The sequence below is a fragment of the Mycobacterium sp. B14F4 genome (assembly GCF_039871645.1).
In the GTDB taxonomy this organism is placed as follows: domain Bacteria; phylum Actinomycetota; class Actinomycetes; order Mycobacteriales; family Mycobacteriaceae; genus Mycobacterium.
Genome location: NZ_JBDPMF010000012.1, coordinates 18,184 through 42,695 on the forward strand (window position 1 = coordinate 18,184; position 24,512 = coordinate 42,695).

Genomic DNA, 24,512 nt, shown 5'->3' on the forward strand with positions numbered 1-24,512 from the left:
TGCGTGGGATACCAAGCGAACCGGCTGTGAGTGTGCTCACGCCGTGGGGCGCCTCAGCCCGTCGGCCTCCCCACGGACGCGGAAACGTCTGCGGGAGGCTCGATTTCGCGCTTCAGTATCTTGCCGGTAGGGCCCTTGGGCAGCGCGTCGACAAGCCACACCAGCCGCGGGTACTTGTAGGCGGCCACCCGGGCCTTGACGTAGGCGCGCAGTTCGTCAGCGGTCGCGACGGCGCCGGGACGAAGCGCGACGGCGGCGGCGACCTCTTCGCCGTGCGTGGCGTGCGGCACCCCGATCACAGCCGCCTCGCGGACGGCGGGGTGTTCGTAGAGGACCTCTTCGATTTCGCGCGGATAGACGTTGTAGCCACCGCGGATGATCATGTCCTTCTGCCGGTCGACGATGTAGTAGAACCCGTCCTCGTCGCGGGTCGCCAGGTCGCCGGTGTGAAACCAGCCGTCGATGATGGCGGCCTCGGTGGCCTCCGGGCGGTTCCAGTAGCCCTTCATCACGTTGTGCCCGCGGATGACGATCTCTCCGATCTCGCCCGGCGCGGTCGCAGTGCCGTCCGGGTTGACCAGATCCATCTCGACCCCGTCGAGCGGCAGCCCGATCGACCCCGGCTTGGACCGCCCGGGGCGGTTGTAGGACGCGGTCGGCGACGTCTCGGACAGTCCGTACCCCTCCAGGATCGGCGCCCCGAAGGTCTGCTGGAAGCCGTTGAGAATTTCGACCGGCAGTGCGGCACCACCGGATACGCAGATCCGCAGCGTTGAGGTGTCGACGCCGGTGGCGTCCGCATGCAGCAACGCGACGTACATCGTCGGCACTCCTTCGAAGACGGTCACCCGGTGGCGCTCGATGAGTTGGAGTACCGCCGTGGGCTCGAAGCGCGGAACCAGCGACACGCATGCCCCGACGGCGATCGACGCGTTCAGTCCGTTGCTCTGGCCGAACGCGTGGAACAGCGGCAGGGTCCCGAGCACGACGTCGTCGTGGTTCAGGTCGAAGAGGTCGGCGAAGACCGTGGCGTTGCGATGCAGATTGGCATGGGTGAGCTGTGCGCCTTTCGGGGCGCCGGTGGTGCCCGAGGTGTAGAGGATGACCGCGGTGTCGTCGTCCTCGCGGTCGACGACCTCCGGCGCGCTCGGCCACTGTGCCGCCGCGGCAAGGGTGTCGTCGTCGACGGTCACGACGTCGGTGCCGGTCGCCTCGGCGGCGGACTCCGCTTCGGCGGTGACGGTGCTCCACACCAGCGCCAGCTTCGCGCCGGAATCGCTGAGGTGGTGCTCGATCTCGCGTGCCTTGAGAAGCGGATTCATCGGCACCACCGTGGCCCCCGCGCGCAGCACCCCGTAGTAAAGGATCGGAAACTGCACGACGTTCGGCAGTGCGATTCCCACCCGGTCGCCGGCTTCGATGCCGCGCTCGCGCAACCAACCAGCCGCACGAGCGGTCAGCGCGTCGAGTTCGGCGTAGGTGACGAGGGCGTCGTCGAGGCGGATCGCCGCCCGGTCGGGATGACGCCGGGCGGATTCGGTCAGGATGTTGGCGAGGTTGGTCATGATCAGCTTCCGGATATGAGATAGGCCGCCCGCAGCAGCGGCGGCGGTTGAAACGGTTTCCACTCATCGGCGGGTTGAGCGAGACGGTCCGCGATCACCCACAGTGCCGCAGGGTGATAGGCGATGCCGAGGTGGCTGGCGAGAACGGCGATGTTCTCCGACTGGGGCGACGGCTCGTCCAGGCAGGTTCGCCAGGCAACGATCCCGTCGAGCGGGGTGTAGATCGATGTTGCGGGGACCGGAAGCGGTCCCTCCCCGCGTTCGAGTGGCAGATTCAGCGGCTCGATGTGCTCGTGGGCGTAGAGATGGAACAGCCGATTGGCCCGGCTCTGCTCGTGTCGCGCCAGCCGGATCGGGCTGCCCAGAGTGATGACCTGTCGAACCGCCTGCGGGTTGCGGCGGGCGAGCTGGCGGGCGTAGATGCCGCCCAGACTCCACCCGATGATCGTCACCGGGCACTGATGGTGGTTCGTCAGATAGTCCAGCCGCGCCCGAATGCCATGTACCACTTTGCTTGTGGGGCCGATGTTGAAGCCGAGCTGCCACCCGTAGGTGCGGTAGCCGAGCCCTTTGAGGATCGTCCGCAACGGGATGGTGGAGATGTCGGTTCCGTGCAGTCGGGGGAGCACGAGAACAGGATGGCCGTCGCCGCGCGGCAGGGCGGCCAGCAGCGGCATCGAGTAGGTCAGCAGCGAGTAGTCGTAGACCGCGCGCGCAGGATCGGTGAGGTACAGCAGATAGCCCGGTGCGGCGTGGCCGCGGTGCGGTGCGGTGATCACTGCGGTATCTCGCTTCGGCGGGTGAGGAACTCGACGATCTCGGGTGTGGTCTTGGCGGCGGCCCGGCCGACGAGCAGTCCGACGTGGCCCGCATCGAGGCGCACCTCGTGTTTGTCGGGAGAACCGACGAGCTCGATCAGTGGTGCGGCGGAGGCTTCGGGCACGATGTGGTCGCGGGCGGCCAGCACGTTGAGGAACGGCACAGTGATCGCCGAAAGGGTGACGCGGTCGCCGCCGAGGACCAGCGTGTCGTTGACGAGGGGGTTGTCCTGCACCATCTGCGCCAGTTGCTTTGCGACACCGCCGGGCAACGGCACGTGGTCGCCGGCCCATCCGGCCATCGCCTGATGCGCCGCCACGTAGTCCTCACCCCACATCCGGTCCCACAGATCCACGAGCTGGGTCATCTGTGCGGTCGGCTTGAGAACCTGGAAGGCCTGGCGGATGATCTGCGGCGGCAAATTGCCGTCCGCGTCGAGCATCGTCTCGACATCCAGCCCGTCTCTGCCGATCACACCGGTCAACGGTCCCAGGTGCTGCATGTCCACCGGTGTGGCCATCACGCTCAGGCTGCGCAGCGGCGCGTCGAGATGGTGCGCGGCGTACAGCAGCGACAGCACGCCGCCGAAGCAGTAGCCGAGAAGATTGACGTGGTCGGTGCCGGCCAGTCGGCGCACCCGCTCGACCGCGGCAGGCAGGTAGTCGTGGACGTAGTCCTCGAGCTGGTTCGCCGCGTCACGCTCGTCGGGTACTCCCCAGTCGAGGAGGTAGACGTCGAAGCCCGCGGCAAGCAACCGTTCGACGAAGCTGTTACCCGACTGCAGGTCGAGAATGTAGCTGCGGGAGAACAGGCTGAACACGATGAGCAGGGGCGGCGAGAACCGCACCTCGTCGTTACGGTAGTGCCACAGCTCGGACCGGCCACAACGCCACACCACGTCCTTGGGGGTGGCGCCCACCTTGGGGCGCGACAGACCCGCTGCCATCCGAATTCCGTTGCGCGCGCGTAGCGCATTGCGTTCGACCTCCAGCAGGACGCGCTCGAGGAGGCCGGAAGAACTCACTGCCGTCGTCATTGCCGAGCACCCTCCGCGCGGGCCCTACGGGCCTGTTCGAGCTCGAGCTGCAGCGTCAGGCGGCGCACATCCCGGTCGAGCGTTCCAATCTGCTTGCGCAGCCGGTGTACATCGGTGCCCGCGGGCAGGTTCACCAGGTGCCACACCCGGGCGGCGAGTCCGTTCACGCCGTCGCCCACCGCACGCCGGACACCGAACAGCGCCGCCGCGATTTGCGCGAACTCGCCGCTGTGGACCACTTTCTCGGCTACCGGCGCCAGCATCTGCTCCACCGTGTCGTAGGACTTGCGCCACTGCGGTTGGCTCGTCATCGGTCTCGCCTGCCAGCCATGGGTGTCTTCTTCCTGATTGTCTCGAAAATCGTTGAGGCGTATTGCACCGCGAACGCGGGCCTACGTGGCCAGGGCCCCGGCGCCGACCGGCACAGCGGGCTCGGCCGGCACAGTGGGCTTGACCGGTGTCGCCGGAACGGCCCTCGCGTGGTGCCCTTTCGGGACCATCAAGGTCAGGGCGACGCCCACGACGGCCAGGCCGGCCAGCACGTAGAAGACTGCGTTCACGCCCAGGCCGGCGGCCAGGAACAGTCCGCCCAGCAGTGGGCCGCTGACCCCGCCCAGTCGGCCGAATCCCGCCGCCCATGCGACCGCCGCACCCCGCATCTGGGTGGGGAAGTGGTTGGCCACCAACCCGTAGATGAGGATCGACGTTCCGGTGGTGCCGAATCCGACAACGGCGACGAACGCCAGCCGAACGGCCAACGGGAGGTCCAGTGTCAGCAGGGCGATGAACGCCGCACCGATCAGGAAGCAGACCGCCACAACGGGTTTGGGACCGAACCGGTCGGCGCACCGGGAGCCGGCCACCGCGCCGATGATGGCACCGCCGCTGAGCACCAGGAGAAAGGCCAGCGATCCCTTGGCGTTGAACCCCGCCTGTTCCATCAGCACCGGCAGCCAGGTGTTGAGGTAGTAGTTGAGGAACTGGGCGAGGGCACCCATCAGCCCGACCACCACCGTCGACAACAGGAAGCCGCGGCTGAACAGCCCTGCGACACCGACCCGCTGGGTGTTCTCCGAAACGGGGACGCTGTCGGGCATCGGGACGCCGGTTCGCTCCGAGACCACCCGGGCCTCGTCGATTCGGCCGCGGGCGACCAACCAGGGCACCGACTCCGGCATCTTCACGATCGCCAGGGGCAACAATGTGAGTATCGGCAGTGCCCCAACCATGAACAGCCCGCGCCAGCCGATGGCGCCCAGGAGCAGGATCGCCAGGAGCGCGCCGAGCAGGCTGCCCAGCGGCACCCCGGAGTACGTGATGGCGCTGCACAGGTTCTTCTTGCCGGGCGGAGCGATCTCGGTGACCAGCGTGGCGGTGGTGGCGATCAGCGCACCGATACCGAGGCCGGTGAGGAAGCGCATCACGCCGAAGGTGGTCGTAGTGCTCATCAACGCGGTGACGAACATGCCGACGGAGAACCACGCGTAGGAGATGAGCATGACCTTGCGTCGACCGAGGATGTCGCCGAAAGCCCCGGCGAGCAGGGCGCCGACCATCATCCCCAGCAGCGCATAGCTGCCGAGGGTGCCGGCCATCGCCGGCGTGACCTCGCCGAGCTGGCTCGGGTCCTTCAGAAAGGTCGACACCACGGCGCCGTAGACGACGAGGTCGTACCCGTCGAAGATCAGGCCCACGGTGGCGAGCGCGACGACCCACAGCACCGTTCGTCTGCGGCGGGTGTCCTGGTCGGTGGCTACGGGGAACGTCATGTCAAGTCTCCTTCGTGCGGACTTCCGTGGTGCGGTTCACGTTCTGAATCAAGGGTGAGGGGAGCAACCCGCGAGGCGGTGTTCCGATGTGAAACACATGGGTTGGGGATCGGGTGGCCGGCTTGCGGTCGGTGCGCGCACGCTCACACCGAACCTGTTGCTGGGCAACAGGTTCGACAGCCGGTCGGCGCTACGCTTGTGGTCCCGCTTTGCCCATGGAATCGAACAACTGCGTCGAGGACAATGCGTTGAAGGGCAGACTGATGTTGTGCGAAAGCCCTTGGTTGTAGGTCGCCTTCAGATCTTTCTGTAAGACCGACAACGCAGTTTCTGGCGTCCACTGGGAGATGTCAGACCAGTTTCTGACCACCCAACTGTCGCCGGTACTCACCTTCAAGAGGTTGAACAGTTCCTCTTGCGGCAGGTCGTAGTGTTTTCCGAACTTGAGACCCTCGGCGACGGCGTTCATGGTGATGCCCAGGATCATGTTGTTGACCAATTTCGCGACTTGGCTGTTCCCGGGTTGCTCGCCGTAGAAGAAGACGTGCGATCCGATCGCGTCGAAATAGGGCCGACAAGACGTGACGATGCTTTCGGGACCCGCTGTCATGATCGACAGGGTGCCGGCTCGAGCACCCGAGGCGCCGCCGCTCACCGCCGCGCTGATCAGGTTCAACGCGCTCTCGTCTTCGACTTTCCTGCCCAGTTCGTTCATCGTCTCCGGGTCCAGCGTGCTCATGACGATGATCGTCTTGCCCTTGGGCTGCGCGGACAGCAGACCGTTTTCACCGAAGATGATCTCGACATTCTGCGCGTGGTCGCGAACCATCGAGATGATCGCGTCGTCAGCCTGCTCCGCCACCTCTGCGAGCGTGTCCACCATGGTGATGCCGGCTGACTCCGCTTTCTCGTAGACGCCCTTGTAGGCGTCGTATCCGATGACGTCGAAGCCGGCCTTCGTCAAGTTGACCGCCATCGGGAAGCCCATTGTTCCCAGTCCGACAAATCCTATCGCCGTACTCATCGCCGACCCTCAGTCCGTGGTGTCCGGCGTCAGACCCCGCTCCGCCATGACCTGCTTGACCAGGGTCAGGGCGTTGAGCACGCGGGGGAACCCGACGTAGGGGATGCAGTGAATCAGCGCGCCGACGATCTTCTCCTTGGTCAAGCCCACGTTGAAGCCGACGTTGATGTGCAACTTCAACTGGGGCTCGGTGCCCAGTCCGACCAGGGTGGAGATGGTGACGAGGGTCTGCTCCTGCTGGGTCAGGCTGGTCCGCGAGTAGATGTCCCCGAAGGCGAAAGAGACGATGTAGTCGGGCAGGTCCGGGTCCAGCGTCTTGTAGGACTCCACGAGCTTGGCGTGATCGAAGGTATCGGCCTGCTCGGTGGAGACGAGGTCCATCATGCGGTCCAGGCCGCGCTGATAACGATCGCTGACCATCGCGGTGCTCCCGTTCGGTGTGTCGTCAGTATCGGTCGTGGTGGTCATCGCTGTTGTCCTTTCGGGTTTCTCACGAGCTTCTTGTTGGCGAATTCGTCGAATCCGAACCGGGCCAGCTCTCGGCCGACGCCGGAGCCCTTGACCCCGCCGAACGGCAGGTCCGGAGAACTCTTGCTGGTGCTGTTGATCCACACCATGCCGGTCTCGAGCTCCTCGGCCACCCTGTCGGCCCTTTCCGGGTCGGAGGTGAACACGCTCGACGCGAGGCCGAACGGGGAATCGTTGGCCAGATCGATCGCCTCGCCGACGGAGCCGGCGCGGTAGACGACGGCCACCGGGCCGAACAGCTCTTCGCTGTAGGCACGCATCCCCCTCGTGACGCGTGCCAGGACAGTGGGGGCATACCAGGCCCCGTTCGGGCGGTCGCCACCCAGCAGGACCTCGGCTCCGTGCGAGATCGCCTCTTGCACCAGCTCGTCCAGCTCCTTGGCGCCCGAGTCCGACGCCAGCGGTCCCAGCTTCGTCTCGGGGGCGGTCGGGTCGGCAGGCTGCCAGCCCGCCATCCCCTCGACGAGCTTTGAAACGAACTCGTCGTACACCGCATCTTCCACGATGAACCGCTTCGACGCTGTGCACGCCTGCCCGCCGTTGGCAAGCCGGCCGACGACGGCGGCCTTGGCGGCCGCGCCGACATCGGCGTCGTCAAGCACGATGAACGGGTCCGAGCCGCCGAGCTCGAGCACGACCTTCTTCATGTGACGGCCGGCGACCTCGCCGACCGCGGAACCGGCCTTCTCGGATCCGGTGATCGAGACGCCCTGGACGCGTGGATCTGCGATGGCATCCGCGACCTGGACCGAGGAGATGAACGCGTTGACGTACACACCCTCGGGCAATCCGGCCTCCGCGAGAACCCGTTCGACAGCCAGAGCGGACTGGGGACAGTTGCGCGCGTGTTTGAGGATGATCGTGTTGCCCAGGGCGATGTTCGGGGCGGCGAAGCGCGCGACCTGGTAGTAGGGGTAGTTCCACGGCATGACTCCCACCAGCGGGCCGATCGGCTCGGTGCGGACGACGGCGGTGCCGGGTCCTGCGATGGTGAGTGGTTCGTCGGCCATGAATTCGGCCGCGTGGTCCGCGTAGTACTGGTAGATCGACGCGACGAGTTCCACCTCGCCCCTGGCCTGTGCGATCGGCTTGCCCATTTCGAGGGTGATCAGCTCGGCCAGCTCGTCGGCCTGTTCCCGGTGGATCTGAGCGGCGCGAGACAGGACCGCTCGGCGCTGGTCGAGCGGCGTGGTCCGCCAGGACCGGTATGCCGCCGCGCTGCGCCCGATGAGATCATTCAGCTCGCCGTCCGTGATCTCCGGATATTGCGCTAACTGTTCCCCGGTGGCCGGGTCGATGGTGGTGTACACACCCATGGGTGCTCCTTGTGTGAGTCGTCTTGTTAGGTAATGGATCTGGCGTCAGGCCGCGACCATGTCGGCCGACCTCACCTCGAAGCCGCGGAACCCGTCGGCGCTGACGTCGGCCAAGATCGCGCGGTAGTTACCCAGGCCGCCGAGGTAGAACAAGACGCTGGGCTTCTTGCCCGGGATGTTCGCGCCGAAGATCCACGAGTCGCCCTTGGTGAACAGGGTCGCATTGGCCACCCCGGTGCAGGTCTGCGTCCATTCGGCCTCGGCCTCCGGTGTGGGCTCGACCGATTGCACGCCGTTGCGTTCGGCGAAATCGATTGTGTCGCTGATCCACTCGACCTGGGTTTCGATGGTGGGCGGCAGGTTCGTGAACGGGCCGTTGGGACCCAGCACCATGAACCAGTTCGGGAAATTCGTTGTGGTGACGCCCAGGTAGCTGGTCGGCTGGCCGTTCCAGTGGTCGTTGATGTGCAGGCCGTCGCGGCCGCGGATTTCGATTCGCCGGTAGTTGCCGTCCACGGCGTCAAACCCCGTGGCGAAGACCAGCACGTCGAGTTCGTGCAGGACTCCGTCCTCGGTCACTACACCCTTGGCGGTGACCTCGCGGATGGGGTTCTCCTTGATGGCGACGGCCTCCACGTTGGGCCGGTTGTAGACCTTGTGGTAACCGTCGTCGCACAGCGGACGCTTGGCGAACAACCCTGTGGGCATCAGTTTGCGGGCCGTCTCCGGGTCCTCGATGATCTCGGCGATCTTGGACCGGATGAAGGAAGCGGCGGCCTCGTTGGCCTGCTCGTCGGTGGCGATGTCACCGAAAGTGCCGAACATGAACCGGAATCCGCCGCCGTGCTGCCAGGCCTTCTCGAAGATCCGCTGCCGCTCGTCGGCGGAGACACTCATCGCCGGCACGGTGCTCTCTTCGAAGCCGAAGGCGAAAGCCGAACTCTTGGCCTGAGCCCAGATGTTGTCGTAATCGGCCTTGATCGCATCGATCTGCTCCTGGGTCGCGGGGCGGTTGCCGACCGGGACCGAGTACTGCGGTGTCCGGACGAACACGGTCAGGTGCTCGACCTGCGGCGCTAGCGCCGTGATCACCTGCTGGCCGGTGGAACCGGTGCCGATGACGCCGACGCGGCGGCCGGTGAGGTCCTTGCCCTCGGGCCAGGCGGCGGTGTGGATCATCTCGCCCTCGAAGTTGTCCAGACCGGGCAGCTTCGGGAAGTTGATCGCCGACAGCAGACCGACGGCATTGATGACGTACGTGGCCCGGTACACCTCGCCCTCGGCGGTGGTGACCTCCCATGTGCCCTCGTCGTCTGAGTAGATCGCGGAGGTGACCTCGGTGTTGAACCGGAAGTGGCGGCCCAAATCGAAGCGGTCGACGACGCTCTCGAGGTACTCCAGGATCTCGGGCTGGGTGACGTAGGTGGTCTTCCAGCTGCCGTCGGCCAGCAAATCGCGGTCGAAGGAGTACCGGTAGAGATGGCTCTCGGTGTCGGACAGCGCGCCCGGGTAGCGGTTCCAGTACCAGGTGCCGCCGGGTCCGCCTGCCTTGTCGAACCCGACCACGGTGAGGCCGAGTTCGTTGTGCAGCTTGTGGACGGCATAGATGCCGCCGAACCCGGCGCCGATGACGACGGCGTCGACGGTGTGGGGCGCGGTGTGGGTGGTCGTGCTCATCGGGGTGATCTCCTTGTTGTTGAAGAGGGAATTGGATTGGGGTAGTAGGGGGTCAGTTGCGGTACCAGGTGGCGAGCTTGTCGAACTCCTCGGCGACGATTGCGGAACGTCCGGCCAGGAACGGGTAGACGTGCTGCTGGCCCTCACCGATCGACAGGGTGACGTCGACGCCTGCCGCCCTCGCGCGCTCGACCAGCCGGGTGGAGTTGTCGAGAAGCGACTCGACGCTTCCGGCCGTGACGTAGAGCCGGGGGAAGCCGGTGAAGTCCGCGTAGAGGGGGTTCGCCAGCGGAGCCTTCGGGTCGACGGTGTCGCCGAGGACGCCGGCGATCATGCCCTCGAGCAGCTCCGGGGTGATCAGCGCGTCGGTGTCGTTGTTGGTAACCAGCGTCTCGCCCTTGTTCTCCATGTCGAGCCACGGGGAGAACGCGACGACGCTGCCGGGCCCCGGCCTGCCCTGAGCTTTGAGTGACAGCGCGATGGCGATGGCGAGGTTGCCGCCGGCGGAATCGCCGATCGTCGTGATGTCCTGCGGCGCGATTCCGGAGGCGACGAGCGCGTCGAATGCGGCCACCCCGTCCTCGACCTGTGCGGGGTGCTGGAATTCGGGTGCGCGCCGGTAGTCCAGCACGAAGCTGACGGCACCGACGGCCCTGGCGACGTGACCTGCCAGCTTGCGGTGGCTGGCGGCCGAGCCGACGGCGAATCCGCCACCGTGGGTGTACAGCAGCACCTTGGACTTGTCCGCGCCCTCGGGGAGGCACCAGATGCTGGGGACGCCGCCGACGGTGTCCTCGCGGTACGTCACACCCTGCGGTTCGACCGTGGGCTGGTGCCACTCGTCGAACAGGGAGCGCAGCAGGCGGATGCCGAGGTCCGGCGTGGCCGCCATGATCGCCGACCAGTCGGCGTACAGGTCGCGCAGCACGTCCTGGCTCGCTGGGCCGGCGTGGGTGCCGGCGGTCTGTTCGGAGGTGGAGGTGGTCATCTGTTGCCTTCGTTCCGTGTGTCGTATCCGCCGCGGTCTGCTCGTTGTGCGAGCTGCCACGGTGTCTGAATTCACGGTATGAGCGGGTACGGAGTCCAAAGCGTTCCAATGTGAAACACCTGCGGCCCCGGACCGGCAGCGCCGGATAGTGGACGCCTGCTGGTTATCGGCTGACAATGGGCTGGTGACGGCGAGGTCACCTCGCGAGGACGAGGTACGGAGCGTCCGCGAGCGGTTGATCGCGGACGGCCTGTTGCGCGCCGACATTCCGCCCACGCTGGTCGCCAAGGAGATCGAGCAGAGCTGGCGCCGATCGGTCTCGTCGCATATCGATCCCGACGCCGGGCCGCAGATCGTCGGGGAGATCGATCCTGACAGCACGATCCTGCGGGCCGCGGGTCGGGTGATGGACCAGTGGCAGACGAACCTCGCCGAGTCGCGGCTGACGTTGTTCCTGGCCGACGAGGCCGGCCGCATCGTGTCCCGCCGCATCGTCGACCCTCAGGACGAGCGGACGATGGATCGGGCGAACGCCGTCGAGGGTTTCGACTTCTCCGAACAGTCACTGGGCACCAACGGGCTCGGCACTCCCATCGAGGCGCGCGGGGTCGTCTTCGTCCGTGGCGCCGAGCATTTCAACTCCGCGCTCGCCCAACTGGCGTGCGCGGGCGCCCCGATCAAACATCCGATCACCGGCCGGATCGTGGGTTCGCTGTCGCTCACCTCCCATGTCGACGGCGCTAGCCCGCTGATGGTTTCCATGGCGCGCCAGGCCGCGCAGCAGATCGCTGAAGCGCTCGAAAGCATGGCCGACGCAAGGGACTTGGAACTGGCGCGGACTTACCGCCGATTCCGCTCCTCGAAGCGCCCGGTGCTGGTGATGAATTCGGGCACCGTCATGACAGACCTACCCGCGTTGGCCCGCGTCGACGCCGAGTCCTACGCCGAGCTGTGGGAGAGGCTGCGTCTGAATCCATGGGATCACAACGAATTGCGCTTCGAGGTGCCGATGCTGGGCAGCGAGGTCATGGTGCAGCGCTTCGGCCGCCCCGGTCAGGACGCCATCTTCGCGCTGGAATTCCTGGAGCCGTCGGAGCCGGGTGACGGCGGGCCCGTCCGCGGCGCAGAGCCGGTGGTGGCCGATCTGCACGAGGTGTCCGACGGTGCGGCCGCACACCGCCCCCGCCCGCGCCCGTACGACGAGGTTCAACGGCAGCTCACCGCCGTCGCCGCCGCGGACGGGCTCATCCGGGTCGTCGGCGGCCCCGGCAGTGGCAAGCGCTTCCAAGCTTCTCGATGGCTGCGGGCGCGCACCGGTCAGGAGCCCAGGGTCGTGGCCGCCCGCGACCTGCCCGCAGATGACGGTATCTGGGGCGACGGTGTAGCCGCGCTGCGCGAGGGTCGCGGGATCATCGTCGTGGGAGGGGAGAAACTGTCCCCGGAGTCGAGGGAACGACTCGACGAGTTCGCCAGACTTCCCCGTCCCGGCGTCGACCCGGGCGTCCGCGTCGTCCTCACCGAGCGCGTCGGCGCGGGCGGCGACCAGGTGGACGACGCCATGCCGGTGCGCGTCCCTTCCCTCGCGGGCCTGCGCGGCGAGCTGCTCGACGTCGTGAGCGAGGTTGCCGCCAAACTCTTCCCCGGCGAACCGACGCCGCGCTTCTCGCCCGCGGCGCTTCAAGGCCTGCTGGCGTGGCCGTGGTCCGGCAATGTCGCAGAGTTGACCAGAGTGGTCGCCGCCCTGCCGGATCACGCGCGCCGAGGTCTGGTCCAGGCCAAGGACTTGCCGATGCCGATGCAGCAGGCGCCCCGGCATTCACTGAGTCGCTACGAGCAGGGCGAGCGCGACGCCATCGTGAGCGCCCTGCAGGAGGCCGGCGGGAACAAGGCCCGCGCGGCGGACATCCTGGGCATCGGGCGCACTACCCTCTACCGCAAGATGCGGTCCTTGAAGATCGATGCCGACGAGCGAATGATCGCACCGGGTAGGTGATCTCGGCCCATCGGCCGGTCGCTCACGCGCTGCTCGGGGAGGCCTGCAGGACGATGCGGCCGGCGACCCCGCCGTGCACCAACTTGTCCAATGCGTTGTTGACCGAGGTGGCGTCGAGCGGTTCCTCGATGATCGGGATGGCGGGTAGCGCACCCTGCTTGGCCAGCGCTGCGACCGCACGCAGTTCGTCGAGACTCCCGACGAAGCTGCCGCTGATGGTCAGCATCTTCAGCGCCATCAGCGCGGTCGGGATGACGAACTCACCGCCGAACAAGCCGACCTGCACCAGGTGTCCGCCTTTGCGCAGGCTGTCGAACGCCGCGCGGGCGGTGGTGTCGTTGTTGACGAAGTCGATGACGGCCTCGACCGGCCCCCCGCACGTCTTGACGATCTCCCTGGCCGTGTCGTCGCCGGACAGGACAGTGTCGGACGCCCCGAGTCGGATGGCGATGTCAAGGTTGCCCGGTGACACGTCGACGACACAGATCCGGTTGTGGCCCAACGCTTTGAGCGTGGCCACCGCCGTCAACCCGACTCCGCCCGCGCCGATCACGACGATCGGCTGGTCGGGCGGTAGGGGCAGCACCTTATTGGCGGCGCTGTAGGCCGTCAGCCCGGAACAGGCCATCGTCGCCGCCCAGGACGGATCCAATCCGGCGATGTCGATTAGGTACTTGGCATCCGGCACCAGGATGTGGTCGGCGTATCCGCCGCGTCGTGCCACGCCCAGGTTCTTCCCGGCGGCGCAGTAATTGTCCCGTCCCGCTTGGCAATGGTGGCACTTTCCGCAGCCGACCCACGGGTAGATCAACCGGACGTCACCGACCTTGACGTCGACGACGTCGGGACCGACTTCTTCGACGACCCCCACCACCTCGTGGCCCATCACCAACGGATATGTGACGCCGCGATCGGAAAGGCGCATCTTGCCTCGGCGGCCGAGGTCGTAGCCGCCGTCGCGCAGATGGGTGTCCGTGTGGCAGACCCCGCAGCGGATCACCTTCAGCAAGACCTCCGTCCCGCTGGGTTGTGGTGTCGGCAAATCGAGTTCGGTCACGGTCGAACTGCCCTCCGTGACGGCGAATGCGCGCATGTCAGCTCCTGTCTTCCGCGGATGCGGGTTGTAGTCGTTCGCCGATCGTGACTGTTCACAGGCGTAACCCGGTGTTCCACTTTGAAACACCGACCTACATGTAGCGGCCGCCGGTGACCTCGGCGACGGTGCCCGTCATGTACGACGAGAGATCCGAGGCGTAGAACAGGGCGACAGAGGCGACTTCGTCCGGCTCGCCGGCGCGTTGCATGGGAATCTCGCTCATCTTCTGGTCCCAGGCCTTCTGCGGCATCGCCTCGGTCATCGCAGTGCGGATGAGGCCGGGTTGAATGACATTGATCCGCACGCCCAGGTGCGCCACTTCCTTGGCCGCCGCCTTGGACAGACCGACGATGCCCGCCTTCGCGGCGGAGTAGTTCGTCTGGCCGATGAACCCGACCTTGGCGGAGATCGACGACATGTTGATGATCGAGCCGCCGCCGGTTTCGCGCATGATGGCCGCGGCCTGTCGTGTCCCGTTCCAGCAGCCCCGCAGATGCACGTCGATCACGTCGTCGAATTGCTGCTCGGTCATCTTGCGCATGGTGGCGTCGCGGGTGATTCCCGCATTGTTGACCATGATGTCGAGCGAACCGAAAGCGGTTGTCGCAGTGACGAGGAGATTGTCGACGTCCGCGGCGGAGGTGACGTTGCACCCGGTTCCGAGTGCGTCGGCATTCAACGAGGCCGCCGCCTCCTTGGCCCTGGCTTCGTCGAGATCACCGATCACGACGTGTGCTCCGTGCTCGGCGAAGGTCCGGGCGATCGCGAACCCGATTCCCTGTGCGCCTCCGGTGATCACGGCGGTGCGTCCGTTCAGCATGAGAGTTCCTTTTCGGTGGGTGCAGGCTCGACGGTGTCGGCTTGGTGGGCGACTCCGCGGGTCACGGCGTCAGCAGCGGCGGCCTCATCGAGGCCGGATTCGACCAGCAGGGCAAGCGTGTGTTCCCCTAACGCGGGCACGTCGCCCATCGCCAGGTCGGTGTCGGAGAAGGTCGCAGGGGGCAGCAATGCCCGGACGCTGGCGTTCTCGGTTCCGATGGTGCGCCAGCGGTTTCGCTCGCGAAGCTGGGGATGGTCCACCACCTGGCTGAGCTCCTTGACCTGCGCGGCGGGAATTCCCGCCGCGGCCAATCGCGCATCGAGGTCGACGGTGGACCATCGCTGCGTCCGTGCGCCGACCTCGGCGTCGCACTGCGCGCGGTTGCGCACGCGGTCGACATTGGTGGCAAAGCGCGGGTCGTCGGCCAGTTGCGGGGCGTCGAGGACGTCGGTGACCAGCGCGCGCCAGCCAGAATCGTTCTGCACCCCGATCAGCACTTGCCCGTCGCTGGTGGGGTAGGCGTCGTAGGGCGCGATCGAGGTGTGGCTCAACCCCATTCGCGGCGGCGGCGCGCCGGCGTGCATCTGCGTGTACAGGGCGTGGCCCATCCATTCGACCGTCGCGTCGAGCATCGACACGTCGATCGTCGCTCCTTCGCCGGTGCGCAGCCTGCGGAGCAGTGCGGCCAGCACCGCCTGTGCGGCGTACATGCCGGACGCGATGTCGGCGGTCGGGATGCCGGTCTTGGCGGGGTGATCCGGGGTTCCGGTGATCGAGATGAGGCCGGCTTCGGCCTGGATCAGCATGTCGTAGGCCTTGCGCTGCTCGAACTGGCCGCCGACGCCGAATCCTGATATCCCCACCGCGATGAGTTCGGGTCTCTGCGAACGCAATTCGTCGGCGCCCAGTCCCAGGCGGTCAGCCGCTCCCGGTGCGAGGTTCTGCAGGAAGACATCGGCGCGGCCGATCAGGCGCCGCACGATCGAGCGCCCCTCCGCGGACTTGAGGTCGACGGCGATCGACTCCTTGCCGCGGTTGAGCCAGACGAAATGGGCTCCGGTGCCGTGGACGACGTGGTCGTATCCCCGGGCGAAATCACCGCCGTCGACGCGTTCGACCTTGATCACCCGCGCGCCGAGGTCCGCGAGGTTGCGGGTGGCAAGTGGTGCCGCCACGGCCTGCTCGATGGCCACGACCGTGAATCCCTCGAGCGGCAGGCTCACGATGGTTTCCTCTTGGCCTGGCGTACCAGCCCGCCACCGATGATGAGCCGCTGGATCTCGCTGGTGCCCTCGTAGAGGCGCATCAGACGGACGTCGCGGTAAATGCGTTCGACGGGAACCTCACGCATGTAACCGGAGCCGCCGTGTACCTGGACGGCGAGATCGGCTGCCTTACCTGCCATTTCGGTGCAATACAGCTTGGCGACCGACGGTGCGATACGCCGATCCTCACCGGTGACGTACATCCGTGCCGCATCCCGCGCCAGCGCACGGCCGGCCATCACTCCGGTCTGCTGGTCGGCGATCATCGCCTGCACCAGCTGGAAGTCGCCGATGGCCGTGCCGCCCTGGGTGGCCGTGGCGGCGTAAGACACCGACTCGTCGAGAGCACGCTGGGCGCAGCCCACCGCCAACCCGGCCATGTGGATGCGGCCCCTGGCCAGCGAGGTCATTGCGGCGCGGTAACCGACGTCGCCGTCGCCGCCGACGAGGGCCTCGGCCCCGACCTGCACCGCGTTGAACGTGACGTCAGCGGTGCGCGATCCCTCCTGCCCCATCTTCGCGTCCTTCGGACCGACCTCGATGCCCGGGGCGTCGGCGGGAACCAGGAACACCGCGATGCCGGTGCTCTTCGCCGACGCCGGCGCCATGCGCGCGAACACCACGAACAGGCCGGCTTCGGTGGCGTTGGTGATGAACTGCTTGCGACCGTCGATGATCCAGCCGCCGTCTGACTGCGTGGCAGTGGTGCGCAGACCCGATGGGTTGGACCCGGCCCCGGGTTCGGTGAGCGCGAACGAGGCCACCACCTCGCCGGACGCTATTCCCGGGAGCCAGCGCGCCTTCTGCTCGTCGGTGCCGAAACCGACCAGCACCTGGCCGGCGATGCCGTTGTTGGTGCCGAACATCGACCGCAGCGACAGTGAGGTGTAGCCCAGTTCCATGGCAACGTCGACGTCCTGCACGAGATCCAGGCCGAGCCCGCCCCACTCCTGCGGAATCGCGTAGCCGAACAAGCCCATCTCGGCGGCCTGGGTGCGCAGGTCGGATGGAATCGCGTCGGAAGCCATGATCTCCAGCTCGCGCGGAACGACGCGGTCACGCACGAAGTGGTTGATCTGCTTGAGAACGTCGGCGAAGACGTCGGCGGGAACATCGGGATTGCCGGAGTACATGTCACTCACTATCGGTGACAGATTGAGTACAGTCCAATACTTAATCGCTCTTTCTGTGATACCAATAGTGAAAGGAACGGTCGGAGACGGTATGGACGTGCACCAGCTGAGGGCATTCCTGGCGGTGGCCGAGGAGCTGCACTTCGGCCGTGCGGCCGAACGACTGCACGTGGCGCAGCCGCCGCTGAGTCGCACCATCAAACAGCTCGAACGCCAACTCGGGACGCAACTTTTCGATCGCAACACCCGATCGGTGCGGCTCACGGCCAGCGGGCAGGCGCTCGTCGCGCCTGCCAAAGAGGTGCTCGCCGCGCTGCGGCGCGCGGACACCGCGGTGCGATCAGCAGACGAGGGAGCGGCCGGATTGGTGCGGATCGCCTTCGCGGGTATGTCGACGCATCCCCACGTCGCCCGGTTGGCTCGCGTCGTGCGATCTCAGCGACCGGGCATCGAGCTCGAGTTGTCCAGTCAGAACTTCGCGCAGCCGGCAATGAGGAAACTCATCCAGGGCGACACCGACATCGCCCTGGGGCGCTGGGACGTCATCCCCGCCGAGGTGTCGTCGCGAATCGTGATGCGCGACGAACTGGTTCTCGCACTGCCGGACACCCATGCGCTGGCGGCCATGCGCCAGGTCTCGATCGCTGACTTCGCTGACGACGGGTTCGTCTCGCTGCCGCCGGAGGAGGGCTCAGTGCTGTCCGATCGGTTGCGCCGACTCGCCCACGACTGTGGTTTCGTGGCCGATGTGGTTCAGGTGGCGCCGGACACTCAGACCGCGTTGGCGTTGGTCAGCGCCGAGGTGGGTTGTCATCTGACCTTTGCGTCCGTGGCGCGCAACGCAACTGATCCGGGCGTGGTCTTCGTGCCGCTTGACGGGGCGGCGACTCCCGACCTCGATGTGGACCTGCGGGCCGTATGGCGGCGAGACGATCGAACGCCGGCGGTGCGCTCGGTCCTGGACTGTCTGTTCACCCTCGATGAATAGGGTCCTCACCCCATCGTCGGGCAGTACCGCTGCTCGGCGGTATTGATGAAGAACGTCACCTGGTCGTCGGTGAAGTCGGGTTCGCTGTTGCGCACCAACTCCTGCGGCGCGTCGGCCGGCAGGTTCTCCTTGATCATGTCGCACACGCCCTGAGCCACCGCGACGGCGTAGTCGTCGCTGTCGATCGGCAACCCCGCGTTGTGCACCGCGGTGAGGAAGTCACCGCCGTCCGCGGCCATGGCCGGCGCTGATGCCGATGCGGTCGCGGGGGCCGGCGACGCGGCGGGTGAGGACGTACTGGCTTTCTCATCACTGCACCCCGCCATCGCGAGCGCGAGCAGGCACACCGCCGCCATCGACGTTCCCTGAATTTTCATGCTATGCACTCCTTATGTCTGTTTATGTCTGTTCGTGGTCCTTCGGGCGCCCAGTCCGCACCAGGCGCCCGAAGGCAATCGATGAGTGCGGGTGGGTCAGAACCGGGGCAGCAGCCGCAGGAAGGGAAGGCGCAGATCCGGACCCGGCGGCAGCGGCTGCGGATTGAGGGAGACGCTGTCGCCACGATCCGGACCGGGAGGCAGGGGCTGAGGATTCAGGGCGACGCTGTCGCCGAGGTCCGGGCCCGGCGGCAGCGGCTGAGGGTTCAGGCTGACCGTGTCGCCGCGGTCGGGACCCGAAGGGAATGGCGCGTCCCACGGCATCTGCAGCGAATACCGCGGCTGGTCGGGGGTGAACGGTACTGCGGGGTCGAAGGTGTCTGCCGCGGCGTTCCCGACGGCGCCCAAGCCGGCGAGTGCTGTGCCTGCGCCCAAGGCGACCAGCACGCCGAGCCGGCGCAGACCGGTCTTGTAAGTGGCGGTGAGGGACATGGTGTTCTCCTATCGGTGCTCGCCGCTCCGATTGAGCGACGTTCACTGGTAAGGGCCACATCACATCGATGCCGTCACACTTTTTTCGAGTTTCCTCCGCTCACCCCAAGAATTCGGTCGAGTCGATCTGCAGCGAGTTGTCCGGTGCCGGCTCGAATTCCGTTGCGGGGTCGTAGATAGGAGCGGGGCCGTCGAGGAACTCGGTCGCGGAGATGTCGGGCATGCTGGGATCGAAGCCGATGGTTTCGGGTCCAGGCTCACCCACCTGATACGACAGCGACGTGCCGCTGTCGCCCGCACCGTCGGTGAACACGGACGCCGGCTCAATCGACGGGCTACTCGCCGGGGCCGGTTCACTGCCCGCGCCACCAACAGGTTCGACGTGCTCGACGGTCTCGGGCTGGTCAAGACCACGCGGTTCCGACCGGTCGGGCGATCGCTCGGAGAAGGGGAACGAGACGCTGGTGTCATCGCGGGCCTCGCTGAACGGCCTTGCGAAATCGAAATCGGCCGGCGGTTCACTCGGCGGGGCATCCGGCGCCGGCGGGCCCACCTGACTGACGCTTTCCGCCCAGTCGAAGTCCTCGGCTTCCAATGAGCTCAAGCGAGCGACATTCGAGACTTGATCCGCGTCCTCGAGCGCACCGGCAACGGATCTGGCAGCCCACTCGAAGCTGAAGTCGTCGAAGTCGCCGAGACTCTTTGCGAACGGCGAGTATTCAGGTTCGGCGGGTGGATCCTGCTGACGGTTGTCCGAGCCCTGATTCTCCCAGAACTCGATATCGGCCGCGTAGGCCGCGGCCAGTTCGTCGGCCTGCGCGCGGTCCGCATCTCCCTTGGGCTGTTGCTCCCCATACTCCTCGTCGAACTCGTCCTCGTGCGAGTCACCGCCCGACTTCGGCTCGTCGTAATCCGTGCCATCCTCATCCCACGGCATGGCTCCTCCTCATCACCTGGGTGGCGGTATCAGTCCCGGGTCCGGCGCCGGCGCAACGGTTGTCGTCGGGATCAGTCCGGAATCTCCGAGGCCGGGCTGGGGTAGGGGTTCGTTGGGCGGCGCCGGCTGGGGGGCGGGCAGCCACGACGAATCACCGGGCGGCGGCGGAGCCGGTGCGGGTAGTTGATTGGGCAACAGCGGTGGCGGCGCCAACACATTCGGCAGCAGCGGCACCTGCGGCACCAGCACATTCGGCAGTGGCGGCGGCAGTGGCGCGGCGGGTGCCGGCTGCGGCGCCATGACATTCGGTTGTTGCGCCGGAAGCGGTTGCGGCGCAGTCCCTGCGCTCGGAGCCTGGGGCGCGACCCGCGTCGGTGGCGGCGCGCCCGGCCGGTTCGTCGCTGCCGCAGGTGCGCGTGCGGGCGGGGCGCCCGGCGGAGCGACGGCCGGCGGTGGGCCGACTGGTGCCGGGACACTCTGCGGCGCAGCCGGTTCTGTCCCGCTGCTCGGGTCGACCGCCACGCCGGGCAGGTACATCCACGAGATCGTCAGCACCAGCACGGCCAACGGAACCCCGGCGAACAACCCGATCAACAGGACGAACCTGTGCCTGGCCTTCCCGTCGTCTTCCTCGGAAGGGGCGCTTCCGTGCACCTTGCGCGGTTGCGGTCTCACCGGTGCTTCGTCTCGGCGCCAACGAATCTCGGGGCGAACCGGTTGCGTGAGTGGAGCGACGCTCATCATGCCGGTACCCGAGCAGGTCAGTTGCACCTCGCGCAGTGTGCGGTCGCGTAGCCACGCCGGGGCCGGGATGAAGATCGGTGCGGCACCGAGCAACGCGACCGGGTTGACCATCCGCCGCCGCTCCGAATCACAGAACTGACATGACTCGATGTGATGCGCAATGCGTTTGCGCATCAGAATCGTGAACTGCCCGTCCCAACCCTTGAGCACCGCCGCCAACTCCGGGCAGCGATGGGGATTGGATCGCGCGCGGCGGGCGACAAGCAGTGCGCCGAGGCACTTTTCGATAGTTTCGCGCAGCCGGTAGACCATCGTGTTGGCGTTGGTCTGACTGACGCCCAGGGCCTCGGCCAGCTCGGGTCCGTCTAGTCCGTGTCGATAGGCCAGTTCGAGCACGCTGCGGTCACGGTCGGACAGTCCGCCCGCGGCCTCGGCGATCAGGTTGGCGAGTTCCGAGCGCCCGGCCATGGTGTCCGGGCCGGCGTCGCCCGACGCGATGTCTGGCAGGTCGTCGGACAACTGCTCCTTGCGTCGGTCGCGGATTCGGCGCAGCGCCTGATGACGGGCGATTCCGTAGAGCCAGGCACGGAGCCGGTCGGGGTCGCGCAGATCGCCGAGACAGGTCGCGGCGGTGCAGAACGCGTCCTGCACACAATCGGCGGCGGCATCTCGATCGGCCAGCATCCCGGCGCAGAAGTCGTGCAGCCGGTTGGCGTAGCGGTCGTACATGACGGCGAAGGCTTGGCGGTCACCGGCGACTGCCGCGCGGACGAGCTCTGCGTCGGTGCTGCGTGGGCCGACGAGATTCCATTTCGGTACTGCTGCGGTCATGACACTCCACCCGATGTCGACCGGTATTTCGCCACGCTAGACCTGCGAACGCAAAGGCGTGAACGCATTGAATCGATTCGAGTTGCCCTCTTTGATCTGGCAACGACTTCCGGGCACAGGGTGACCTGTGCCCGGAAGCTGCGGTTCGGCGACTGCTAGCAATTTCGGAGGCCGGCGGGGTCAACGCAGTCCTGGAGATCCGGTAGGCGGATCGTGGCGGACCCGGCATCCTGCTTGGACGTGCCGAAATCGCTCATGTCCGGCTTGGAGCCACCTGCCCCGCCGGTGGGCTCACCGCCCTTGTCCTGACCGCCGGTGCCCTCGCCCCCCTTGTCCTGGCCGCCCTGGCCGCCGTCGCCCTGGCCACCTTCGCCGCCCTTGCCGGCTTCGTCGCCGCCCTTGTCCTCACCCTCGTTCGCGGGCGGCTGCCCGGGCGTGAGGATCGGAATCGGTATCCCCTCGATGCGGATCTGCGGTGCCGCAGCGGGTGCGGGTGCCGGTGCGGGCGGCGGGGGGGCCGGGACAGGCCGCGGCGCGGGCCGAGGGGCCGGCGCCACGACGGGAGCCGGGCCGCGGTTGGCCGGCGGAACGATCACCGTCTGGGTCGGCGCACGGCCCGGCACCACGATGGTGTTGGGAGCCGGAGCCGGCGCGGGAGCCGGGGCCGCGGCTGGGGTGCTGGTCTCCGGAACCATGTACACCGACGGGCTGGGCTCGGACGCGGAATTGCTCAACACGAAGGTCCCCAGCAGGGCGCCGCCGACCACCGCGGCCAACAAGCCCGCGACCATCGCGCCCTTGTGCAGCGATGTCGAGCTCGACGCGGCGACGGGTGCCGGGGCGGGCATGAACTGCGGGCGGTAGTCGTCGTAGTAGGCCGGTCGCGCGGCGGGCGCGGCGTTGGGCCGTCCGTACTGGCGGTCCGCCTCCGACCAGGCGTAGGTCGCGGGCTCGGGGGTGTAGGTGGTGGTCATTTCCTGCTCCTTGAGTGTGGTCGCCGCCCGTTTGTGGGCCGCTTCTATGGGTTGGGGCCACCACCCCACCCATGTCGCACACTTTTTCCGGCAGATTTTTCGAAGGTTTTTCCGAGCACTCGACCGCAGGTCAACCTGGGCCGGCACGACCCGCGGTCACACTGCGACGTACTAGGTCTGCCGCGGTTCCGGGCAGAAGTACAGCCGAGCGCCGGCCACGATGAAGTTCGACAGAGTCTGGTCTTTCGTCGCCTGGTCCAACTTCTCGGCCACGGTGGTCACATCGACGCCACGATCGAACTGCTCGCACACGTCCCGGGCGAGGGCAATCAGAGTGGCGCAGTCACCGCTGAAACCCACACCGGCCATGTTCTGGCAGAAGTCGTCGTCAGGTGATGCGGCAGCGCCTGGAGCTGCGATGAGCGCACCGGCGACAGCCGAGGCCAACAGGGCCGTGAAGCGTGCGAGCGTGGTCATAACGCGTCCTTCCTATCGCGCGACTACCCCATCCGGGGCAGCGGCACGCAGGAAGCGATGCGGATCGAGACACGAGCGTTACCGACGCGGCAGTGTGGTGACAGACTGCCAGCATGGCGTGGGATTTCAGCACCGAACCGGAGTTCCAGGACAAGCTGGACTGGGTCAAACAGTTCTGCGAGGACAAGGTCGAACCGCTCGACCACGTCTTCCCCTATGCGGTGCGCTCACCCGACCCGGCGGTGAAGGCCTACGTGCGTGAGCTCCAACAGGAGGTCAAGGACCAGGGGCTGTGGGCGATCTTCCTGGACAAGGACCTCGGCGGCCCGGGCTTCGGACAGCTCAGGCTCGGCCTGCTCAACGAGATCATCGGACGCTACCCCGGGGCTCCGCACATGTTCGGCGCCTCGGCACCCGACACCGGCAACATGGAGATGCTTGCGGCCTACGGCACCGACGAGCAGAAGAAGCGGTGGTTGGAGCCGCTGCTCAACCAGAACATGTTCTCGGCCTACTCGATGACCGAACCGCAGGGCGGCAGCGATCCCAACCTGTTCAAGACCCACGCCGTCCGCGACGGTGACGAGTGGGTGATCAACGGCGAGAAGTGGTTCACCTCGGCCGGGCGGGTCGCCGACATCCTGTTCGTCATGTGCACCAACGGCATGTTCGTGGTGCCGCGCGAGACGCCGGGCGTGGAGATCAAGCCCGAACCACGCAACCACAACCACATCGTCTACCGCGACGTACGGGTGCCGCTCGACCATCTCCTCGGCCCGGAGGACGGCGCGAAGACCCTGGCGCAGCGCCGGCTCGGCGGCGGTCGCATCCACCACGCCATGCGCACCATCGCGCAGTGCAACCTCGCGTTCGACATGATGTGCGAACGCGCGCTGAGCCGCGAATCGCACGGCAAGGTCATCGCCGAACACCAGATGGTGCAGGAGAAGATCGCCGAGTCCTACGCGATGATCAAGATGCTGCGCCTGTTCGTCCTCGAGACGGCGTGGAAGATCGACAACACCTCGACCCAGGAAGCGCGCACCGAGATCGCCGCCGTCAAGTTCACGATGGCCAAGGTCCTGCGCGAGGTGTCGTTCAACGCGCTGCACATCCTCGGGTCGCTGGGCACCACCGACCTCACCCCGATCCAGGCGATGTACGCCGCCGCCCCGACGATGGGCATCGCCGACGGCGTCGACGAGGTGCACAAGGCCACGGTCGCGCGCCGCGTGCTGCGGGACTACCGACCGCACGAGGGCGATTTCCCGACCGAGTTCCTGCCGTACAAGCGGGAGGAGGCCCGCGCGAAGATGCAGCCGCTGCTCGACGCCCGGCCCGAGTTGGCGAGGGCGGCCGAGTCCTACGAGAAGCACTTCGCGCGTCGTCGCTGACGGACGCAGCGGCCCCTGCGCCTGCTGCACGCCCTAGGCTGAGGTCATGCGTATCGCGATCGTCGTGCTCGGTGTGATCGTCGCGCTGTTCGGCCTGCTGTTCACCCTCCAGGGCATCGGGGTCATCGGCGGCAGCCCGATGAGCAACACCACTACCTGGACCGTGCTCGGCCCGATCATCGCGCTGATCGGTATTGCGCTCGCGGTTGGAGCGGGCCGCACGCGGCGGCCCTGAGCCGCCGACAAACGCGATTGAATCCTGGGCCCCT

At 67.0% G+C, this 24,512-nt stretch carries 24 protein-coding genes; 4 read left to right on the forward strand and 20 right to left on the reverse strand.

The features are described from left to right. Positions 1 to 53: 53 nt before the first annotated feature. The 10 genes from ABGB19_RS24360 to ABGB19_RS24405 all read right to left on the reverse strand — a co-directional run bounded on the left by ABGB19_RS24360 (position 54) and on the right by ABGB19_RS24405 (position 10,722). Complete coding sequence (locus ABGB19_RS24360; RefSeq protein WP_347688565.1) at positions 54 to 1,565, reverse strand: long-chain fatty acid--CoA ligase; 1,512 nt, start codon at positions 1,563 to 1,565, stop codon at positions 54 to 56. A gap of 2 nt (positions 1,566 to 1,567) precedes the next feature. Beyond that, positions 1,568 to 2,344: an alpha/beta hydrolase gene (locus ABGB19_RS24365; protein ID WP_347688566.1), complete on the reverse strand. Its 777-nt coding sequence runs from the start codon at positions 2,342 to 2,344 to the stop codon at positions 1,568 to 1,570. Further along, positions 2,341 to 3,420 carry an alpha/beta fold hydrolase gene (locus ABGB19_RS24370; RefSeq protein WP_347688567.1) on the reverse strand — a complete coding sequence of 360 codons (1,080 nt, stop codon included), beginning with the start codon at positions 3,418 to 3,420 and terminating at the stop codon, positions 2,341 to 2,343. The genes ABGB19_RS24365 and ABGB19_RS24370 overlap by 4 nt, the downstream gene beginning before the upstream one ends. Beyond that, positions 3,417 to 3,731, reverse strand: coding sequence for a hypothetical protein (locus ABGB19_RS24375; protein WP_347688568.1), 315 nt, complete (start codon positions 3,729 to 3,731; stop codon positions 3,417 to 3,419). Before ABGB19_RS24375 ends, ABGB19_RS24370 begins: the two co-directional genes overlap by 4 nt. Before the next feature lie 81 nt (positions 3,732 to 3,812). Next, complete coding sequence (locus ABGB19_RS24380) at positions 3,813 to 5,189, reverse strand: MFS transporter (protein WP_347688569.1); 1,377 nt, start codon at positions 5,187 to 5,189, stop codon at positions 3,813 to 3,815. A 190-nt stretch (positions 5,190 to 5,379) separates the two neighbouring features. After that, positions 5,380 to 6,213 carry an NAD(P)-dependent oxidoreductase gene (locus ABGB19_RS24385; protein WP_347688570.1) on the reverse strand — a complete coding sequence of 278 codons (834 nt, stop codon included), beginning with the start codon at positions 6,211 to 6,213 and terminating at the stop codon, positions 5,380 to 5,382. 9 nt (positions 6,214 to 6,222) lie between these two features. After that, positions 6,223 to 6,681 carry a carboxymuconolactone decarboxylase family protein gene (locus ABGB19_RS24390; RefSeq protein ID WP_347688571.1) on the reverse strand — a complete coding sequence of 153 codons (459 nt, stop codon included), beginning with the start codon at positions 6,679 to 6,681 and terminating at the stop codon, positions 6,223 to 6,225. Next, on the reverse strand, positions 6,678 to 8,057 hold the full coding sequence (locus tag ABGB19_RS24395; RefSeq protein WP_347688572.1) for an NAD-dependent succinate-semialdehyde dehydrogenase: 1,380 nt from the start codon (positions 8,055 to 8,057) through the stop codon (positions 6,678 to 6,680). Before ABGB19_RS24395 ends, ABGB19_RS24390 begins: the two co-directional genes overlap by 4 nt. A 45-nt stretch (positions 8,058 to 8,102) precedes the next feature. Then, on the reverse strand, positions 8,103 to 9,734 hold the full coding sequence (locus ABGB19_RS24400; RefSeq protein ID WP_347688573.1) for an NAD(P)/FAD-dependent oxidoreductase: 1,632 nt from the start codon (positions 9,732 to 9,734) through the stop codon (positions 8,103 to 8,105). A 52-nt stretch (positions 9,735 to 9,786) separates the two neighbouring features. After that, complete coding sequence (locus ABGB19_RS24405; protein ID WP_347688574.1) at positions 9,787 to 10,722, reverse strand: alpha/beta hydrolase; 936 nt, start codon at positions 10,720 to 10,722, stop codon at positions 9,787 to 9,789. 184 nt (positions 10,723 to 10,906) lie between these two features. On the opposite strand from ABGB19_RS24405, the gene ABGB19_RS24410 reads away from it, so the two are divergent. Further along, positions 10,907 to 12,715: a helix-turn-helix domain-containing protein gene (locus ABGB19_RS24410; protein ID WP_347688575.1), complete on the forward strand. Its 1,809-nt coding sequence runs from the start codon at positions 10,907 to 10,909 to the stop codon at positions 12,713 to 12,715. A gap of 22 nt (positions 12,716 to 12,737) precedes the next feature. Here ABGB19_RS24410 and ABGB19_RS24415 read toward each other — a convergent pair whose 3' ends face one another. From ABGB19_RS24415 to ABGB19_RS24430, 4 genes are all read right to left on the reverse strand, one after another. Next, a complete protein-coding gene (locus ABGB19_RS24415) occupies positions 12,738 to 13,808 on the reverse strand; it encodes an alcohol dehydrogenase (RefSeq protein ID WP_347688576.1) in 1,071 nt (356 codons plus the stop codon). Positions 13,809 to 13,902: 94 nt separating this feature from the next. Continuing rightward, positions 13,903 to 14,631, reverse strand: coding sequence for a 3-oxoacyl-ACP reductase FabG (gene fabG / locus ABGB19_RS24420; protein WP_347688577.1), 729 nt, complete (start codon positions 14,629 to 14,631; stop codon positions 13,903 to 13,905). Then, a complete protein-coding gene (locus ABGB19_RS24425) occupies positions 14,625 to 15,854 on the reverse strand; it encodes a CaiB/BaiF CoA-transferase family protein (RefSeq protein WP_347688578.1) in 1,230 nt (409 codons plus the stop codon). The genes fabG and ABGB19_RS24425 overlap by 7 nt, the downstream gene beginning before the upstream one ends. Next, positions 15,851 to 17,029: an acyl-CoA dehydrogenase family protein gene (locus ABGB19_RS24430; RefSeq protein ID WP_347688579.1), complete on the reverse strand. Its 1,179-nt coding sequence runs from the start codon at positions 17,027 to 17,029 to the stop codon at positions 15,851 to 15,853. The genes ABGB19_RS24425 and ABGB19_RS24430 overlap by 4 nt, the downstream gene beginning before the upstream one ends. A gap of 91 nt (positions 17,030 to 17,120) precedes the next feature. Between ABGB19_RS24430 and ABGB19_RS24435 the strand changes: the two genes are divergently transcribed. Beyond that, the gene (locus ABGB19_RS24435) at positions 17,121 to 18,017 is read left to right on the forward strand and encodes a LysR substrate-binding domain-containing protein (RefSeq protein ID WP_347688580.1); all 897 of its coding nucleotides are present in this window, start codon (positions 17,121 to 17,123) and stop codon (positions 18,015 to 18,017) included. Between the two features lie 5 nt (positions 18,018 to 18,022). Here the strand turns inward: ABGB19_RS24435 and ABGB19_RS24440 are convergent, their stop codons facing one another. From ABGB19_RS24440 to ABGB19_RS24465, 6 genes are all read right to left on the reverse strand, one after another. Then, entirely contained in the window at positions 18,023 to 18,394 is a 372-nt protein-coding gene (locus tag ABGB19_RS24440) for a DUF732 domain-containing protein (RefSeq protein WP_347688581.1), read from the reverse strand. A 96-nt stretch (positions 18,395 to 18,490) separates the two neighbouring features. After that, a complete protein-coding gene (locus tag ABGB19_RS24445; RefSeq protein WP_347688582.1) occupies positions 18,491 to 18,886 on the reverse strand; it encodes a hypothetical protein in 396 nt (131 codons plus the stop codon). 100 nt (positions 18,887 to 18,986) lie between these two features. After that, a complete protein-coding gene (locus tag ABGB19_RS24450; RefSeq protein ID WP_347688583.1) occupies positions 18,987 to 19,823 on the reverse strand; it encodes a hypothetical protein in 837 nt (278 codons plus the stop codon). Between the two features lie 12 nt (positions 19,824 to 19,835). Continuing rightward, on the reverse strand, positions 19,836 to 21,398 hold the full coding sequence (locus ABGB19_RS24455; protein ID WP_347688584.1) for a sigma-70 family RNA polymerase sigma factor: 1,563 nt from the start codon (positions 21,396 to 21,398) through the stop codon (positions 19,836 to 19,838). 155 nt (positions 21,399 to 21,553) lie between these two features. Next, positions 21,554 to 22,372 (reverse strand): hypothetical protein, encoded by an 819-nt coding sequence (locus tag ABGB19_RS24460; RefSeq protein WP_347688585.1) that lies wholly within the window; start codon positions 22,370 to 22,372, stop codon positions 21,554 to 21,556. 171 nt (positions 22,373 to 22,543) lie between these two features. Beyond that, complete coding sequence (locus tag ABGB19_RS24465) at positions 22,544 to 22,849, reverse strand: DUF732 domain-containing protein (RefSeq protein WP_347688586.1); 306 nt, start codon at positions 22,847 to 22,849, stop codon at positions 22,544 to 22,546. 113 nt (positions 22,850 to 22,962) lie between these two features. On the opposite strand from ABGB19_RS24465, the gene ABGB19_RS24470 reads away from it, so the two are divergent. Both ABGB19_RS24470 and ABGB19_RS24475 read left to right on the forward strand, forming a co-directional pair. Then, on the forward strand, positions 22,963 to 24,243 hold the full coding sequence (locus tag ABGB19_RS24470) for an acyl-CoA dehydrogenase family protein (protein WP_347688587.1): 1,281 nt from the start codon (positions 22,963 to 22,965) through the stop codon (positions 24,241 to 24,243). 46 nt (positions 24,244 to 24,289) lie between these two features. Then, on the forward strand, positions 24,290 to 24,478 hold the full coding sequence (locus ABGB19_RS24475; RefSeq protein ID WP_347688588.1) for a hypothetical protein: 189 nt from the start codon (positions 24,290 to 24,292) through the stop codon (positions 24,476 to 24,478). Positions 24,479 to 24,512 lie beyond the last annotated feature (34 nt).